We start from the raw sequence: 16377 nt of genomic DNA on the forward strand, positions 1-16377 counted from the left end.
ATGCTGCGTTATGGAGACCGAATCCGCTCAGTTTTGCCGGACATATAGGGTCAACGTGATGAACGCGATGACGAGATGGATCGATCTGGAAGGCGCGGTCAACGTCCGGGACCTGGGCGGGCTGCCCACCCGGGACGGCGGCGTCACCCGCTACGGCCGGATCCTGCGCTCCGACAACCTTCAGGCGCTCACCCCCGCCGACGTCTCCCGCCTGGTCGGCGACCTGAAGCTCCGGCACGTCGTGGACCTGCGCTCCACGGCCGAGGTCGCCCTTGAGGGCCCCGGCCCGCTCACCGCGGTGCCCGAGGTGACCCACCACCACCTGACGCTGTTCGCCGAGGGCGGGCGGCACACCGACGTCGAGGCCGACACCATCGACGCCGAGCGCGTGCTGCCCTGGCACGAGCGGCAGATCGACGAGGAGCTGCGCGTCACCGGCTTCTACTACGGCTACCTGCGCGACCGGCCCGACGCCGTCGTGGCGGCGCTGCGCGCGATGGCGCTGGCCGACGGCGCGGCCGTGGTGCACTGCGCGGCCGGAAAGGATCGCACCGGCGTGCTGTCGGCGCTGGCGCTGGAGATCGCGGGCGTGACCCGCGAGGCCATCGTGGCGGACTACGCGGCCACCGGCGAGCGGCTGGAGGCCGTCCTGCGGCGGCTGCGCGGCAGCTCCACCTACCGCGACGACCTCGACTCGCGCCCGGCCGACGACCACATGCCGCGTCCGCGCTACATCCAGCAGTTCCTCGCGGTGCTCGACGACCGCTTCGGCGGGCCGCAGGGCTGGCTGGCCCGGCACGGCTGGACGCCGGACGACACCGCCACGATGCGGGCCCGCCTGCGCGAGTGATCGGCCGAGGCCACGGGCGAGCGGTCAGCCGAGGCTGATGACGGCCGACTCCTCGGCCGACCGGCGGGCGGCCTCGATCACGGTCAGCGCCTCGACCGCGCTCTCGGGGCGCACCGGCACGGGCGCGCCCGTGCGCAGCGCCCGCTCGACGCCGCGGTAGAAGCCGAGGTAGTCGCCGGCCTCGGTCGGCACCGCGCGCAGCTCGTCGCCGGCCCCGAGGACTCCCCACCGGTCCTCGGGCTCGTCGCCGAACCCCGCCTCGCCGGGCGAGCGCCCCGCCCGCAGCCGCTCCTCCTGGACGTCCAGGCCGTGCTTGACGTAGGCGGCCTTGGAGCCCAGCACCCGGAAGCGCGGCCCGAGCTGGGCGGCCAGCGAGCTCGCCCACAGGTGGGAGCGGGCGCCGCCCGCGTGCGTCAGCGCCACGAACGTGTCGTCGTCCGCGCCGACGCCCTCGCGCCGCACGTCGCTCTCGCAGTAAACCGACCGGACCGGGCCGAGCAGCTGGATCGCCTGGTCGACCAGGTGGCTGCCCAGGTCGTACAGCAGGCCGCCGGCCTCGCCGGGGCCGCCCGACTCGCGCCAGCCGCCCTTGGGCGCCGGCCGCCAGCGCTCGAAGCGCGACTCCAGCCGCAGCACCTCGCCCAGCTCCCCGTCACCGGCCAGCCGGCGCACGGTCAGGAAGTCGCCGTCCCACCGACGGTTCTGGAACACGGTCAGCGGCAGCCCGCGCTCGGCGGCCAGCCGCACGACCGGCTCCGCCTCCTCGGCGGTGCGGGCGAACGGCTTGTCGACGACCACCGCCCTGCCGTGGCGCAGCGCCTCGGTGGCCAGGCTCGCGTGGGTGCGGTTGGGGGAGGCCACCACGACCAGGTCGCAGCGATCCCACAGCAGGTCCACGTCGCCGACTCCCTCGGCGCCGTAGCGCGCGGCCACCTCGGCCTGCCGCTCCGGGTCGCGCGTCACCACGGCGGCCAGCCGCAGCCCGCCGGTCGCGTGGATCAGCGGCGCGTGGAAGAACGCCCCCGCGGTCCCGTAGCCGACGAGGCCCACCCGGACCGGCTGCTCACTCATCGTCGCGCTCCGCCAGGAACCGCTCGAACTGGGCGGCGAGCTCGTCGCCCGTGGGCATCGGGGTGGCGTCGGCGATCAGGTTCTCCCGCTCGGAGCCGGCCGCGAACGCGTCGTACTGCTGCTCCAGCCCGGTGATCGCGCTGGACAGCTCGGCCGACGCGCCGATCTGCTCCTCGATCTCCGACGTCGTGCGCTGGGCCGCCTCGCGCAGGCCGTCCATCGGGAAGACCAGCCCGGTGTTGCGGGTGACCGCCTCCAGCCCGGTGACGGCGGCGGTCGGGTATTCGGCCTGCGACAGGTAGTGCGGCACGTGCACGGCGTAGCCGACCGCGTCGCGGCCCTCGGCGCCGAGGCGGAACTCCAGCAGCGCCGCCACGCTGCCCGGCACCTGCACCCGGCCGAACGCGCTGGTCTGCGGGCCGATCAGCTCGGGGCGGCTGGCGTGCATGGTGATGCCGAGCGGCCGGGTGTGCGGCACCGCCATCGGGATGCCGTGCAGCGTGACCATCCGGCTCACGCCCAGGCGCTCGACCAGGGTGGCGACCGCGCGGGTGAACAGCTCCCACTCCCGGTCCGGCTCCGGGCCGCTCATCAGCAGGAACGGGGTGCCGGTGGTGTCCTCGGCCGCGTACAGGGCCAGCTCGGGGCTCTCCACCTCCACCCATCTGTCGGTGTCGAACGTCATGATCGGCCGGCGCGAGCGGTAGTCGAGCAACCGGTCCACGTCGAACGTCGCCACGACCCGGTGCTCCAGCTCGGCCAGCAGGTGGCCCAACGCCAGGCGCCCGGCGGCGCCGGCGTCGACGAAACCGTCGAAGTGGTACAGCAACACCGGATCGGTCAGCTCGGGGACATCGTCTGCGAGCTTGTAGAGATCCGTCGGGTCGAACACGTCTGGTCAGCCTTTCCTTAGGTACTCATCTCCAGAACCCACGGCGAGCCGGAACGATTCCGTGATCGGAACCCTATCGAGGCACAATGGGCTCATGGACGGGGACCCGGAGCTCGAAGAGTTCGCCACCAGGATGTTCGGCCTGGCCAGGAGCGGTGACACCGACGCGCTGCGCGCGTACGTGGAGGCCGGAGTCCCGGCCGATCTCACCAATGGCAAAGGTGACAGTTTGCTGATGCTCGCGGCCTATCACGGGCACGCGGCCACCGTGAGCATGCTCATCGAGCAGGGAGCCGATCCGGGGCGGGCCAACGACCGCGGCCAGACGCCGCTCGCGGGCGCGGTGTTCAAGAAGGAGCCGGCCGTGGTCAGGGCGCTGCTCGACGGCGGGGCCGACCCGGCCGCCGGGAACCCGTCGGCCGTCGACACGGCCAGGATGTTCGCACACGACGAGTTTTTGGAATGGTTTGGGGCAAAGTAGTTCATAATATGAAATATGTACGAATCAGGAGAGTATGGCCTTTCGAACGGTCCATCGTCATGCTGGATGAGTGGCTAATTCTGCGCATTCCTTCAGTAGGCGACCACTCCAGATCCCTCCGCTGCCCTGCCCGTTCCCCAATGAGATAAACGAGCACGCCGCCGAGGTCGACGCCGAGAGCCATAGCTGGCTGGCCGCCTCACACCTGCTGCCCGGAGCCGAGACCCTCGAGCACTTCCGGCGCTCCAAGATCGGCATGCTCGCCGCGCGGACCAACCCCTTAGTGCCCCGCGACGCGCTCCGACTGATCAACGACTGGTACAACTGGCTGTTCGCCTTCGACGACGCGTTCTGCGAAGGCGAACTGATGGGGCACCGCGCCTCCGCGCTCGCCCGCGCCCTCCCGCCCCTCCTGGAGATCCTCGACCGGCGCCGCGAACCCGACGGCGGCGACCCGTTCGGCGTCACCCTGCGCGAACTCCTCGACCGCATCGCCGAGTCCGGCACCCCCGCCCAGGTCGACCGGTGGCGCACCACCGTGAAGGAATACCTGTTCGCCCAGATCTGGGAGGCCGCCAACCGGGAGGTCGACCTCATCCCCACCCCCGAGGACTACGTGCTCATGCGCCGCATCACCGGGGCCACCTTCACCTGCTTCGCGCTCATCGACGTCGGCGGCGGCTACAGGCTCGAAGCCGAAGAATGGCACCACCCCGACGTGCGCATGCTCTCCGACCTGGCCTGCGACCTCATCGGCTGGGACAACGACCTGCTCTCGTACGCCAAGGAACGGGGCAACGACAAGGCCCGGCACAACCTCGTCACGGTGCTGGCCACGCACCGGACGTTCAACCTCCAGGAGGCGCTCGAAGAGGTGTCGAAGATGCACAACACGGCCATCGCCGCCTTCGTCGAGCGGCGCACGGCGCTCGACAAGTGGGCCTCGCTGCCCGTCCGCCGATACGTGCGCGGACTCGAACACTGGGTGCGCGGGCACATCGAGTTCTCCCTCGGCAGCGCCCGCTACGTGCACGCCTGGCCCACCGACACCCGCTGGCCGCAAGCCGTCTAGGTGAGCGCGGGCTCCATCGTCACACCCCGCGGTCCAGGTCCCGGACCCCCTCAGACAACGCCGTCCTCCGAGGCGTCCAGGTCGCCGAGCGCGAGCGCGGACGCCTCGTCGAGGTCCAGCCGCCCGCCCTCCTCGAACGCCGCCTGATAGTCCCGCTCGCCCATCGCCTTCTGGCACTCCTTGACGCACTGATCGTGGTCACCGGTCAGGAACGGCGCGCCCAGCATCGGCAGGCCCGCCGTCTTCCAGTTCTGCTGCAACGCGCCCAGCAGCCGGGCCGCCAGCGGCTCCTGCCCCATCGCGGCGAAGATCCGCGCCGTCGTCTCCAGCACCAGCAGCGTGCCCAGCGTGTCGTGGAAGTGACGCTTGATCCGCAGCCCCTCGCGGGCCGCGTCCAGCGCCTCACCCGGCCGGTTGCTGCCCAGCTTGGTCAGCGACATCGCCCACTGCGCGTAGGAGCTCACCCACAGCTCGCCGCGCTCCTTGCACACCTGGAGGCAGTCGTTCAGCAGCGACTCGGCCTCGTACAGCTCGCCCTGCGCCGACAGCACCAGCGACAGCTCCACGATCGCCGGCAGCAGGCCCGGGTTGAGCTCCTTGTTGTCGGTGTTGAACTCGATCGCCACGCCCAGCAGCGCGCTCGCCTTCTGCAGGTCGTCCTGCAGCAGCGCGGCGGTGCCCTGCATCTTCGAGGCCAGGATCACCGCCCTGGAGTCGCCGACCCGCACCGCCTCGGTGCTGCACCGCTCGGCCGCCTCCAGCGCGCCCACGCTGTCACCCTGGGCGCTGCGCACGTACGACAGCACCCACAGCGCCTTGCAGCGCTCCTTGCTGAAGCCCTTGTTGGCCTCCAGCGCCCGCTCCAGATAAAGGCGGCCCTCGCGGACGAAACCGCAGCACACCCACATGAACCACAGCGACGACAGCAGCGTCAGCGCCAGAATCGTCTCCCCCGGCGTGCGCAGCGCGTGCTCCAGCGCGAGGCGGACGTTGTCGTGCTCCTGCCGCATGCGCACGAACCAGTAGATCTGCCTCGGCCCCGACCAGGCGTCCTCGCTGCGCTGCGCCAGGCTCAGGTAGTAGGCCAGGTGCTTGTGGCGCAGGTTCTGCTTCTGGCCGAGCTTCTCCAGCCACTCCTCGCCATACTCCGCCAGCGTGTCGATCAGCTTGTAGCGGACGCCGGCGTGGTTGCTGCTGATCATCAGGATCGACTTCTCCACCAGCCCCGTGACCAGGTCGGTGATGTCGCCTTCCGGCAGCCGCTCGTCGGAGCAGACGGCACGCGCCGCCTCCAGCTCGAAGTCACCGGCGAACACCGACAGCCGCGCCCACAGCAGCCGCTCGGCCGGCTCGCACAGCTCGTGACTCCACCCGATCGCCGCGCGCAGCGTCTGATGCCGCGGCAGCGCCGTCCGGCTCGCGCCCGCCAGCAGGCTGAACCGGTCGGCCAGCAGCGCCAGGATCTGCTCCACCGACAGCGCCCGCAGCCGCACCGCCGCCAGCTCGATCGCCAGCGGGATGCCGTCGAGACGACGGCACAGCTCCGCCACCGCGTTGATGTTGTACTCGTCGAGCGCGAAATCGGGCACCACCGCCCCGGCCCGCGCCGCGAACAGCTGCACCGACTCGTTGGTGAACAGGTTCTCCACCGGGTCGTCGCCCGGCACCTGCAGCGGCGGCACCGGCACCACGTGCTCGTACGGCAGGTGCAGCGACTGGCGGCTGGTGGCCAGCACCTTCAGGTTGGGCGCCGCCTCCAGCAGCTCGTGCACCAGCTCCGCGCAGCCCTGCACCAGATGCTCGCACGTGTCGATGATGAGCAGCATGTCGCGCGTGCCCACCCACTCCGACAGCGTCTCCGACTCCGCCCGCGACGACTGGTCGGCGATGCCGAGCGCGGACGCGATCGTGTGCCGGACCATGCCCGCGTCCTGCAACCGGGCCAGATCGGCGAACCAGACACCGTCGGGATAATGGTTGCGCACCTGGTGCGCCAGCCGCAGCACCGTGCGCGACTTGCCCACGCCGCCGATGCCCGTGACCGTCACCAGGCGGGACTCGCCCAGGTGCCGCTTGAGGTTGGCGAGCAGGCGCGTCCGGCCGACGAAGCTGGTGAGCTCCGCCGGCAGATTGCCTTCTCGCCGCCATCCTGTCGGGGTGGCCATGGGCAGCCTCTCGGGGGGATAGGCGACAACCTGCTTAGGCATCGTACCGCCGAGATCGCCGGGTGTCCCGGCGCCTGGAACGCCCGCGGGGTCGGCTTTGTATCACTCGGTAGCATGTATTCCGTGCAGAATTCTCTCCCGGAGCAGACCTCCGACGACACCGACCTCGGCTGGGGCGACTGGCCCGAGACCGACCCCGACGCCTTCTACCTCGACAACAAGCCGCCGCACTGGGCATAGTCCTTCAGCTCGATGCCGGTGGCGAACCAGTCCGTGGCCTTGAGCATCGCCCGCATCATCACCCTGCGGCGGAGCATCCAGTTGCGCATCCTGATCCGCGCCGGCGTCGCCGGCGCCAGGAACGGCCCGGCGTTCCCCTGCCGCGCCACCTTGGCGTAGCCGCGGAACGCCTCCTGATAGGCCGCGAACCCGGCCCGGTGATCACCGTCCGCCGCCGCCAGCTCACCCGCCAGCACGTACGCGCCCACGAGCGCCAGACCGCTGCCGAAACCGCCCAGTGTGTTCCCGTACGCCGCGTCGCCCAGCAGCACCACGCGGCCCCTGGCGTACTCGTCCGTCTCGACCCGGCTGATCGAGTCCAGGTAGATGTCCTCGACCCCCGCCAGCCTGTCCAGCACCTCCGGGATCCGCCACCCGGCGCCCCGGTAGGCGTCCATCAGGATGCGGCGCTGCTGCTCCACGTCATGACGGTCGTAGTCCAGCGGCTCGGAGGCGAAGACGAAGAAGCTCGGCGCCTTCCGCCCGCCCAGCGCCGCCATCCTGCCCGGCTCGTTGTACATCTGGCTGCCCGACTCCAGGTCGAGCTGCACCAGCGCGTAGTAGTGGCCCAGGAAGCGGACGAACTCCTCCTCCGGGCCGAACGCCAGCCGCCGCACGTTCGAGTGGATCCCGTCCGCCCCCACCACCAGGTCGAACGTCCGCGGCGCCGCCCGCTCGAACGTCACGTCCACGCCCCCGGCCGACTGCGTCAGCGACGTGATCGAGTCGCCGAAGACGTACTCGCAGCCCTCCCGCGTCCGCTCGTACAGCAGCTCCGCCAGGTCGCCCCGCAGGATCTCCACGTCGCCGCCGGTGAACTCGCCCGGCATCACGGCCAGCCGCCTGCCCCGCGCGTCGACGATCTCCTGGTCCGACCCGCCGGTCCGGCGGCGGTACACCTCCTCCAGGATGCCCATGCGCTCCAGCACGGTACGGTGCACGGCGCCCTTGAAGTCGACCGCCTGCCCGCCCAGCCGCAGCGCGGGCGCCTTCTCCACCACGGTGACGCGGCACCCGTACCGGTGCAGCCAGTAGGCGATCGAGGGGCCGGCGACGCTCGCGCCGGAGACGAGGACCGAGGTGTTCTTCATAGCGGTGTCCATGAGACCGAGCATGGGCGCCCCCGCTGACAACCCACCGCGCCCCCGCTGACAGTCCCCGCCGGCCGCACTCCCGCACTGTCAGCGGACCGCACCGGGCGCCGGCGGCCCGGGCGCCAGTGGCCCGGGCGCCAAGCGGACCGGGCGCCGACGGGCCTGGGGCCACGCGGCCCAGGCGCTAGCCGGTCCGGTGCGCCGGGGGGTCGCCCTCGCCGGTCAGGCGCACCACTTCGGCGGTCAGGGCCGTCAGCAGGTCCGCCCGCGTCAGGGCCCTGCCACGGGCGTGCGCGCGGTCGAACGCCTCGACCCCCAGCACCTCGCGTGCCGCCTCGGCGGTCGCGGCAACCTGCCGATCACCGGCCACCGCCGCCCCCCGCACCGCCACCCCCGCCCCCAGCAACACCGCCGCCCTCTCCGCCACCCCCGCAGAAACCGCGCCCTGCCCCGCCACCCCCGCGGCCCACCCGGCCACGCTCTCCAGGACCAGCGCCCCGGCCAGCCCCTCGGCGACGTCCGCCAGGTCGGCGGCCAGGCCGACGTCGAGCACCGCCGTCACCGCCTGCCCGTACAGCCGCCGCGCCTCCCCGCCGCCCCCGGACCCCCGTACACCGGACCCCCGTACACCGGCCCGCCGCTCGGCCCGCCGCTCGGCCCGCCGCTCGGCCGCCGTGAGGCGGGCCAGCGCGACGAGCACGCGCCCCCGCGCCTGCCGCGCCCCGAACCCGCCGCTCTCCGACGCGGCCAGCGCCCGCTCGAACCGCCGCCGCGCCTCACCCGTGTCACCCGCCGCCTGGGCCAGCTCGCCCAGCCCCACCTCCACCATCACCGGCGCCCCGCCCCGCCCGGCACGCAGCGCGGCCTCCTCGGCCTGCCGGTAGGCGGCGGCCCCGCCCGCCAGGTCGCCTTCGCGCACCAGCGCCTCGGCCTGCCGCCCGAGCACGTCCGCCATCTCCTCCAGCGCCCCCAGCTCGCCGAGCAGGTCCAGCGCCTCCCGCCACATCTCCCCGGCCCGCCGCCAGTCGCCACGCCACCCGGCGAGCATGGCCAGCCAGTCGAGCCCCTGCGCGATGCCCCACCGCTCGCCCACCGCGCGGAACCGCCCGAGCACGTCCTCCAGATCCCGCTCACCCCCGGCAGGATCGCCGTCGATCACCCGCAGCAGCGCCCGCCCGAGCCGCCCCAGCGCCTCGCTCCACGGGTCGGAGCCGAGCACCCAGTCGGTCTCCGGCCCGACCGGCCGCGCCGGCGGCCCCACCGTCATCCCCCACAGCGCGGCGGTGATCGGATGCCGCAACGGCCGGTCCAGCCCGGCGACGAACGCCGCCGCCCGCTCCCAGTGCTCCGCCGCGGCCGGGGGAGAGGCGTGCACCACGCACATCACGTACCCCTCCTCCAGCCCTTCGACGGGCCGCCCGACGGCCTCCAGCAGCTCGGCGGCGGGCTCCCCGGCCTGGCTCTGCCGCCCGCTCAGCCACCAGTAGGACGCCAGCACCGCCACCATGCGCAGCGCCCTGTCGCGGTCGTGGCGCACGGCCCAGCGCAGCGCCCCCATGAGGTTGCCGTGGTCGGCGGACAGCCGCCGCAGCCACTCCAGCTGTTCGCCGCGCCGCAGGTGCGGGTCGGCCCGCTGCGCCAGCGCCTCGAAGCAGCGCCCGTGCCGCTCCCGCGTCGGTTCGAGCTCGCCGGACTCGGCCAGCCGTTCCGCGCAGAACAGCCGGATCGTCTCCAGCATCCGGTACCGGCCGCCGGCGTGCTCGACGAGCGACTTGTCCACCAGGTCGCCCAGCAGCCCCGCCGCGTCGTCCAGCCCGCACACCTCCTCCACCGCCGCCACCGTCGCGCCGCCCGCGAACACCGAGAACCGCCGCGCCAGCGCCTGCTCACCGGCCGTCAGCAGGTCCCAGCTCCACTCGACGGCCGCGCGCAACGTCCGGTGCCGCGCCGCCGCCGTACGATCCCCGCGCGACAGCAGCCGGAACCGGCCGTCCGCCGCCAGCCGCGCCGCGATCTCCTCGACCTCGAACGACCGCAGCCGCGCCGCCGCCAGCTCGATCGCCAGCGGCACCCCCTCCAGCGCCGCGCAGATCCGCACGACCGCCTCCACGTTGCGGGGCCCCACCTCGAACCCCTGCCGCACGGCCCCCGCCCGGTCCGCGAACAGCCGCACGGCCGGGTACGCCATCGCCTCACCCACTGCCGTCCGTCCGGCGGGCGGCGTCGCCAGCGGCGTCAGCGTCACCAGCGCCTCGCCGGTGATCCCGAGCGGTTCGCGGCTCGTGGCCAGCACCCGCAACCCCGGGCACTCCCCGAGCAGCTCCCGCACCAGCCCGGCCGCGGCGCCCACCACGTGCTCGCAGTTGTCGAGGACGAGCAGCGTCTCCCGCCCGCCGCCCAGCGCCGCCGCCAGCCGCCGCACCGGGTCCACCGGGTACGGCGCCCGCAGCCCGCCCTCCCGCACGCCGAGCGCCCCCAGCACCACGCGAGCGACCTCCTCGCCCCCCACCCCCTCGCCGGTCAGCTCGGCCAGCGGAGTGAGATCCACGAAACACACCCCATCCGCCCCGGCCCCGCCCCCCGCAACAGGCCCGGCCGTCTCCCGCGCGGCCACCTTCTGGACGGCTGACTCGCGGGCGGCCGTCTCCCGCGCGGCCGCTTCGACCGCCAGCCGGGTCTTGCCGGTGCCGCCAGGCCCCACGACGGTGACCAACCGGGCATCCCGCAGCCGCCCGATCAGCGCCAGCTCCTCCTCCCGGCCCACGAAGCTGGTCAGCTGCGCGGGCAGACCCCGTCGCGCCACGGGCACCGGCTCGGCCCCCCGCAGCACGTCCAGGTGAGCGCCCGCCAGCTCGGCGCCGGGATCGACCCCCAGCTCGTCCGCCAGCAGCCGCCGCCCCTCCTCGAACACCTCCAGCGCCTCGGCCTGCCGCCCCGCCGCGTGCAGCGCCCGCATCAGCTGCGCCCGCAGCCGCTCCCGCAACGGATGCGCGTCCACCAGCCCCCGCAGCTCCGCCACCGAAGCCCCCTCGGGCAACCCCAGCTCGGCCTCCGCCAGATCCTCCAGCGCCCCGAGCCGCAGCTCCTCCAGCCGAGCCGCCTGCGCCCCGCCCGACGGCAGGTCGCTCAGCGCCGGCCCGCGCCACAACGCCAGGCCCTCCCGCAGCAGCGCCGCCCCCCGCGCGTGGTGCCCGGCCGCCACCAGCCGCCGCCCCTCCCGGGCCAGCCGCTCGAACCTGTGCGCGTCCACGTCGTCCGGATCGACCGCCAGCCGGTATCCGTTCCCGTGGAACTCGACCAGCCCGGCCCCGAGCCCCCGCCGCAACCGCGACACCTGCGCCTGCACCGCGTTGGCCGCCCCGGCCGGCGGCTCCTCCCCGTACTGGCCGTCGATCAGCTCCTCGACGGTCACCACCCGGCCGGCGTTCAGCAGCAGCATCACCAGCAGCGCCCGCGGCCGGGGCCCGCCGACGGACACCGCCTCACCGGAGGCCCCGCGCACCTCCAAGCCCCCCAGGACACCGAACCGCATGCGCCGATTCTGCCCGATCCCGGCAACACGCCCGCCGCGTCCCGATCACCGCACCCCCGTGGACCAGGGCGCGGCTCACTCCGCGAGGCCGTAGTCGGGAAGGGCGAGGCTGAGGCTGGCGGCGGACACCTGCTTCCCGGGCAGCAGCTCCGGGTCGCGCAGCGCCGCGTTGCGCGCGTCGAGCTCCTCCCGCGTACGGGGCAGGAGGGCGGAGCCGCCTCCCATGACCAGGGCCTGGTTCGTCTCGACGAACTCCCGCGCCGTATTCTCGTAGGCGTCGAACGCGGCCGCGTGCCCGTCCCGCACGGCCAGCTCGCCCGCCAGGATGTACGCGCCGACGAGGGCGATGCTCGACCCCTGCCCCGACATGAACGAGGGCGCGTACGCGGCGTCGCCGACCAGCGCGACACGGCCCCGCGACCAGGCGGGCAGATGGATCTGGCTGACGAGGTCGAAGAACAGGTCGTCGGCCTCGCGCATGGCGGCCACCAGCCGGGGCACCTCCCAACCGGCGCCCGCGAACTCGGCGGCGACCAGGTCACGCAGGGCGGCGGGGTCGCGCAGGATGTCGAAGGGCGGTTCGTCCCGGACGAACACCAGGAAACCGTGCACCGGAGTGCCGGGCTCGTGCGCGTTGAGGACGGCGGCCTTGCCCGGGACGTTCCAGATGAACGCTTCGTGCGCCAGGCCGAGGTCGCCGGGCAGCGTGAACCCGGCGAAGCAGCAGCCCAGATAGCGGTGGAACGGCCCCTCGGGGCCGAAGACGTGGGCGCGGGTGCCGGAGTGCAGGCCGTCGGCACCGATCACCAGGTCGTACGTCCGCGTCCGGCCGCTGTCGAACGCGACCTCCACCCGGTCGCCGTCGTCGTGCAGGACGGCGACGGAGTCGCCGAACAGGAACTCGACCCGGTCACGGATCACGTCGACGAGCGCGTCGGCCAGGTCGCCGCGCCGCACCTCCAGGTCGACGCCCTCCGTGCCGCCCACCACGTCCTGGGCCGGGATGGCGGCGATCACCTCGCCCCCCGGATCGACGAACGAGACCTTCTGCGAGTCGACGTGGGCGTCCCGGAGCCGGGGAAGCAGCCCCATCCGCTCGACCACGCCGAGCGCGGTGCCACGGATGTCGATGGCGTAACCACCGCCCCGGACCGCGGGAGCCCGCTCCACGACCGTGACGTCGAAGCCGTAGCGGTCGAGCCAGTAGGCCACGGCAGGACCGGCGATGCTGGCACCGGACACGAGTACGCGACGAGTCATGAGACCTCCTTACCCGCCCCAGCCCCCACCGCCGCCCACCCGTCCCGCACCCGCCACGTCCAACGGACCAGCGGGCTGCTGTGTCCCGTGTCGCGCGGATCAGCGGGCGTGGTCCGGTGGCGCATGACGGCGCGCCTCCGGACCACCACCGTCACCCCCGCCAGGGCGCGGTCAGCTCACCACGTCCTTGCTGCGGAAGCGGCGGAAGGCGATGGCGATGAGGATGGCCGCGTACGTGATCGACACCGAGGCGCCCTTGGCCATGCCGCTCCAGTCCAGCTCCGGGGCGAGCGCGTCGATCCAGGCGTTGTTCCAGAACGTGGGCAGGAACTCGCGCAGCGCCCCCAGCGCCTCCACCGCCTGCAGGATGGTGCAGACGATCCACAGGCCGACCGCCCCGCCCACGGCGCCCAGCGGCGAATCGGTCATCGTGGAGATCAGGAACGCCAGAGCCGCCACGACGAGCTGGCTGACCATGGCGTAACCGATCACGATGCCGAAGCGCGGGAGCACGTCGAGCGCCGGGATGGTCTCGCCGGTGCCGGGGACCTGGATGTCGGCCCAGCCGAACGCCAGGGTCCCCGCCAGGAGCGCCATCAGCGGCAGGCTGATCACGGCGGCGGCCGAGTAGCCGAGCGCCACGACGAGCTTCTGCCGCAGCAGCCGGTCACGCGGCACCGGCGCCGCCAGCAGGTAGCGCAGCGACGACCAGTTGGCCTCGCTGGCCACCGTGTCGCCGCAGAACAGCGCCACCGCGACCACCAGCAGGAAGCTCGCCGACACCGACAGCGCGAACGCCGCGAAGTTGAGCCCGCTGGCCGTGGCCAGGTCGGAGATGCGCAGCGACGACTGGTCGCCGAACCCGTCGGGGCCGAGCTGGAACGCGATCACCAAGATCCACGGCAGCGCCAGCAGCAGCCCGAACATGCCCAGCGTGCGCCGCCGCTTGAACTGCCTGACGATCTCGACCCTCAGCGGGAGGGTCCGGCGGGGCGAATAGCCCGTGGCGGCGGTCATGCCTTCTCCCCGATGAGGTCCAGGAACACGTCTTCCAGGCGCGGCCCGTGCCCGTTGCCGGTCGCGGCCGAGCTGAGCAGCGCCGACACCGGCCCGGCCGACACGAGCCTGCCGCGCTGCATGACGACCACGTGGGTGCAGGTCTGCTCCACCTCGGCCAGCAGGTGACTGGAGACGATCACCGTACGGCCGTCGCGCGCGTAGCGCTTGAGCACCTCGCGCATCTCCCGGATCTGGGGCGGGTCGAGGCCGTTGGTGGGCTCGTCGAGCACGAGCAGGTCCGGCAGGCCGAGCATGGCCTGGGCGATGGCCAGGCGCTGGCGCATGCCCTGCGAGTAGGTGCGTACGGCCCGCTCCAGCGCGGTGCCGAGACCGGCGATCTCCAGCGCCTCGTCGAACCGGGCGTCGGCGGCGGGGCGGCCGGTGGCGGCCCAGTAGAGCTCCAGGTTGTCGCGCCCGGACAGGTGCGGCAGGAACCCGGGGCCCTCGACGAACGAGCCCAATCGGGACAGGACCGGCGCCCCGGGGGTGACGGGCTCGCCGAAGATCCGGATCTCGCCGCCGTCGGGGTGGATGAGGCCCATCATCATGCGCATCGTGGTCGTCTTGCCGGCGCCGTTGGGGCCGAGCAGGCCCAGCACCTGGCCCTGCTCCACCCGGAACGACAGGCCGTCCACGGCGGGCTCCCCGTTGCGGTAGGCCTTGCTCAGCCCCCGGATGTCCAGCGGCACCTCGGCCGTCCCGGCGGGCACCGGCGCCCCCGCTTCGGCGGCGGAGGAAGCCACGGCGTCCGGTGACGTGCCGGCTCCGACGGAGGCCGGGGCCGGGGCCGGGCGGCGGCGGCCGGTGGCGAGGATGGCGGCGGCGACGAGGATCGCCGTCAGCGGCATCGCCCACACCCACCAGGCGATCCCGGCGGGCGGGGCGGCGAGGGTGGCGACCGTCGGGACGGACACCGAAGGGGAGGCGAGGGCGACGCGGTAGGAGGCCGGCTCGGCTGGGGTCGCGTAGCCCATGTCGGTCGTGGCGACGACCAGCCGCAGCCGGTGGCCGATCTCGAAGCGGTGGTCGACGGCCGGGAGCGTGACGGTGACCTCGGCGCTGCCCGCGTCCTCGGGGATCGTCACGCGCAGGGGCGCGACCAGACCGGCGGGCAGGGTCGGCGGCTGCATCGAGTCGGGGACGTCGAACAGCTTGGCGAACAGGGTCACCTCGCCCGAGCCCGACACCTTGATCCTGGCCGTGGGCGAGCCCGTGAGCTGGAGCGGCTCGGTGAGCGGCGCGGACTCGAACGCGGCGCTCTGGCCGGGCATGTCGAGCGAGACGCTCATGCCGCTCTGACCGCTGCCGCCGCCGAGCAGGCTGCCGACGCCCGGGACCGTGGAGATCGAGGCGGGTGAGCCGCCGGGCGGGTTGACGACGTGCTGCTCGGGTCCGGCGAGCGGGACGTCGGTGACGTCGGTGCCGCCCAGGCCGGGATAGGCGGTGGCCTCGGGGTGCAGGCGGATGCGCTGCCGGGTGCCCGGGTCGCGGCCGCCGTCGCGGGTCACGGTGAAGGCGCTGACAGGCGTCCCGGCGGCGGTTTCGGCGGTGGTGCCGGTGCCGGCGGGAGTGGTGGCGGCCTGCGGGGCGGTGGCGCCGGCGTTCTTCAGGTAGTGGTCGAACCAGGCCGCCGTCTGCTCGTACAGCCATTCGGCCTCGCCGTCGCCGCCGTCGTGGCCGCCGTCGAACCAGGCCAGGCTGACCGGGGTGCCCGCGGCGGCGATCGCCTTGGCGTTGGCGTCGGCGTGGTCGAGCGGGAACAGCGAGTCGCGCTGCCCCTGGATGAGCAGCGTCGGCGCCTTGATCCGGCCCGCGACGGAGACGGGGCTCGACTTGCGCAGCAGCTCGATCGCCTCCGGCGTGGCCTTGCCGGTCTTGGCGACCTCCTGGTAGATCTCGCAGATCGCGGGCAGGAACCGGCCGCAGCGCGCCTGCTCGGCGGTGAGCGGCTCGGGCCGCTCGGTGAGCGCCTCCAGGCCCTGCGGCACGCCCGCGCCGCCCCGGCCGAAGAAGATGCCCGCCCACATGCGCTTGAACACGCCGTTCGCGGGCCCCTGGCCGGTGGCGTCGGGGAAGAGCGCGTCGGCCAGGTCGGACCAGGTGATCTGGGGCACGATCGCGTCGACGCGGGCGTCATGGGCGGCCGTCATGAGCGCGATCGCGCCGCCGTAGGAGCCGCCCGCGATGCCGACGCGTGGGTCGCCCGACCCGTCGAGCGCGACCTCCGGCCGCTTGGCCAGCCAGTCGATGAGCTGCTTGACGTCCTTAACCTCGTAGTCGGCGGAGTTGAGCGCGATCTCGCCGCCGGAGCGGCCGAAGCCGCGCGCCGACCAGGTCAGCACCGCGTAGCCCGACCCGGCCAGGCGCTCGGCCTGCTCGCTCACGCTGCGCTTGCTGCCGCCGAACCCGTGCGCGAGCAGCACCGCGGGCGCCTTGTCAGCACCGGCCGGCGGGTAGAACGTGGTGTCGATCTGGACCCGCTGGTCGTCGGCGGGGCCGTCGACGACGGTGATCATCTGGTCCTGGCCGCGCGCGTCGGGCGCTGACGGCCACACCAGCCACGTCGTCACCCCCAGCAGGGCGAGCACCGCGACCAGCGCGGCCGTACGTTTCATGAGGTGG

At 73.5% G+C, this 16377-nt stretch carries 11 protein-coding genes; 3 read left to right on the plus strand and 8 right to left on the minus strand.

Annotated features, from left to right (window positions below):
* Positions 1-67: 67 nt before the first annotated feature.
* On the plus strand, positions 68-850 hold the full coding sequence (locus tag ACBI99_RS09365) for a tyrosine-protein phosphatase (RefSeq protein WP_308126076.1): 783 nt from the start codon (positions 68-70) through the stop codon (positions 848-850).
* Between the two features lie 24 nt (positions 851-874).
* On the opposite strand, the gene ACBI99_RS09370 is transcribed toward ACBI99_RS09365, so the two are convergent.
* Together ACBI99_RS09370 and ACBI99_RS09375 are read right to left on the minus strand one after the other, a co-directional pair.
* Positions 875-1921, minus strand: coding sequence for a Gfo/Idh/MocA family oxidoreductase (locus ACBI99_RS09370; RefSeq protein WP_219511607.1), 1047 nt, complete (start codon positions 1919-1921; stop codon positions 875-877).
* A complete protein-coding gene (locus ACBI99_RS09375; protein ID WP_375072099.1) occupies positions 1914-2813 on the minus strand; it encodes a proteasome assembly chaperone family protein in 900 nt (299 codons plus the stop codon). The genes ACBI99_RS09370 and ACBI99_RS09375 overlap by 8 nt, the downstream gene beginning before the upstream one ends.
* 94 nt (positions 2814-2907) lie before the next feature.
* On the opposite strand from ACBI99_RS09375, the gene ACBI99_RS09380 reads away from it, so the two are divergent.
* Both ACBI99_RS09380 and ACBI99_RS09385 read left to right on the plus strand, forming a co-directional pair.
* Complete coding sequence (locus tag ACBI99_RS09380; protein ID WP_219511611.1) at positions 2908-3294, plus strand: ankyrin repeat domain-containing protein; 387 nt, start codon at positions 2908-2910, stop codon at positions 3292-3294.
* 70 nt (positions 3295-3364) lie between these two features.
* The gene (locus ACBI99_RS09385; protein ID WP_357587244.1) at positions 3365-4366 is read left to right on the plus strand and encodes a hypothetical protein; all 1002 of its coding nucleotides are present in this window, start codon (positions 3365-3367) and stop codon (positions 4364-4366) included.
* A 50-nt stretch (positions 4367-4416) separates the two neighbouring features.
* Here ACBI99_RS09385 and ACBI99_RS09390 read toward each other — a convergent pair whose 3' ends face one another.
* The 6 genes from ACBI99_RS09390 to ACBI99_RS09415 form a co-directional block, all read right to left on the minus strand.
* Entirely contained in the window at positions 4417-6531 is a 2115-nt protein-coding gene (locus ACBI99_RS09390; protein ID WP_219511615.1) for an AAA family ATPase, read from the minus strand.
* A gap of 206 nt (positions 6532-6737) precedes the next feature.
* Positions 6738-7913: an FAD-dependent monooxygenase gene (locus ACBI99_RS09395; protein WP_375072100.1), complete on the minus strand. Its 1176-nt coding sequence runs from the start codon at positions 7911-7913 to the stop codon at positions 6738-6740.
* A 175-nt stretch (positions 7914-8088) separates the two neighbouring features.
* Positions 8089-11436, minus strand: coding sequence for a BTAD domain-containing putative transcriptional regulator (locus tag ACBI99_RS09400; protein WP_375072101.1), 3348 nt, complete (start codon positions 11434-11436; stop codon positions 8089-8091).
* A 75-nt stretch (positions 11437-11511) separates the two neighbouring features.
* Complete coding sequence (locus ACBI99_RS09405; protein ID WP_375072102.1) at positions 11512-12696, minus strand: FAD-dependent monooxygenase; 1185 nt, start codon at positions 12694-12696, stop codon at positions 11512-11514.
* A 171-nt stretch (positions 12697-12867) separates the two neighbouring features.
* Positions 12868-13713: an ABC transporter permease gene (locus tag ACBI99_RS09410; RefSeq protein ID WP_219518229.1), complete on the minus strand. Its 846-nt coding sequence runs from the start codon at positions 13711-13713 to the stop codon at positions 12868-12870.
* Positions 13710-16370: an alpha/beta fold hydrolase gene (locus ACBI99_RS09415; protein ID WP_375072103.1), complete on the minus strand. Its 2661-nt coding sequence runs from the start codon at positions 16368-16370 to the stop codon at positions 13710-13712. Before ACBI99_RS09415 ends, ACBI99_RS09410 begins: the two co-directional genes overlap by 4 nt.
* Between the last annotated feature and the right edge of the window lie 7 nt (positions 16371-16377).

Source organism: Nonomuraea sp. ATR24 (assembly GCF_041950485.1).
Classification (GTDB): domain Bacteria; phylum Actinomycetota; class Actinomycetes; order Streptosporangiales; family Streptosporangiaceae; genus Nonomuraea; species Nonomuraea ceibae.

Excerpts from the sequence above, each read along its gene's own strand:
- ACBI99_RS09365 (WP_308126076.1), top strand. The coding sequence starts at position 68 with ATGACGAGATGGATCGATCTGGAAGGCGCGGTCAACGTCCGGGACCTG.
- ACBI99_RS09370 (WP_219511607.1), bottom strand. The coding sequence starts at position 1,921 with ATGAGTGAGCAGCCGGTCCGGGTGGGCCTCGTCGGCTACGGGACCGCG.
- ACBI99_RS09380 (WP_219511611.1), top strand. The coding sequence starts at position 2,908 with ATGGACGGGGACCCGGAGCTCGAAGAGTTCGCCACCAGGATGTTCGGC.
- ACBI99_RS09390 (WP_219511615.1), bottom strand. The coding sequence starts at position 6,531 with ATGGCCACCCCGACAGGATGGCGGCGAGAAGGCAATCTGCCGGCGGAG.
- ACBI99_RS09395 (WP_375072100.1), bottom strand. The coding sequence starts at position 7,913 with ATGGACACCGCTATGAAGAACACCTCGGTCCTCGTCTCCGGCGCGAGC.
- ACBI99_RS09400 (WP_375072101.1), bottom strand. The coding sequence starts at position 11,436 with ATGCGGTTCGGTGTCCTGGGGGGCTTGGAGGTGCGCGGGGCCTCCGGT.
- ACBI99_RS09405 (WP_375072102.1), bottom strand. The coding sequence starts at position 12,696 with ATGACTCGTCGCGTACTCGTGTCCGGTGCCAGCATCGCCGGTCCTGCC.
- ACBI99_RS09410 (WP_219518229.1), bottom strand. The coding sequence starts at position 13,713 with ATGACCGCCGCCACGGGCTATTCGCCCCGCCGGACCCTCCCGCTGAGG.
- ACBI99_RS09415 (WP_375072103.1), bottom strand. The coding sequence starts at position 16,370 with ATGAAACGTACGGCCGCGCTGGTCGCGGTGCTCGCCCTGCTGGGGGTG.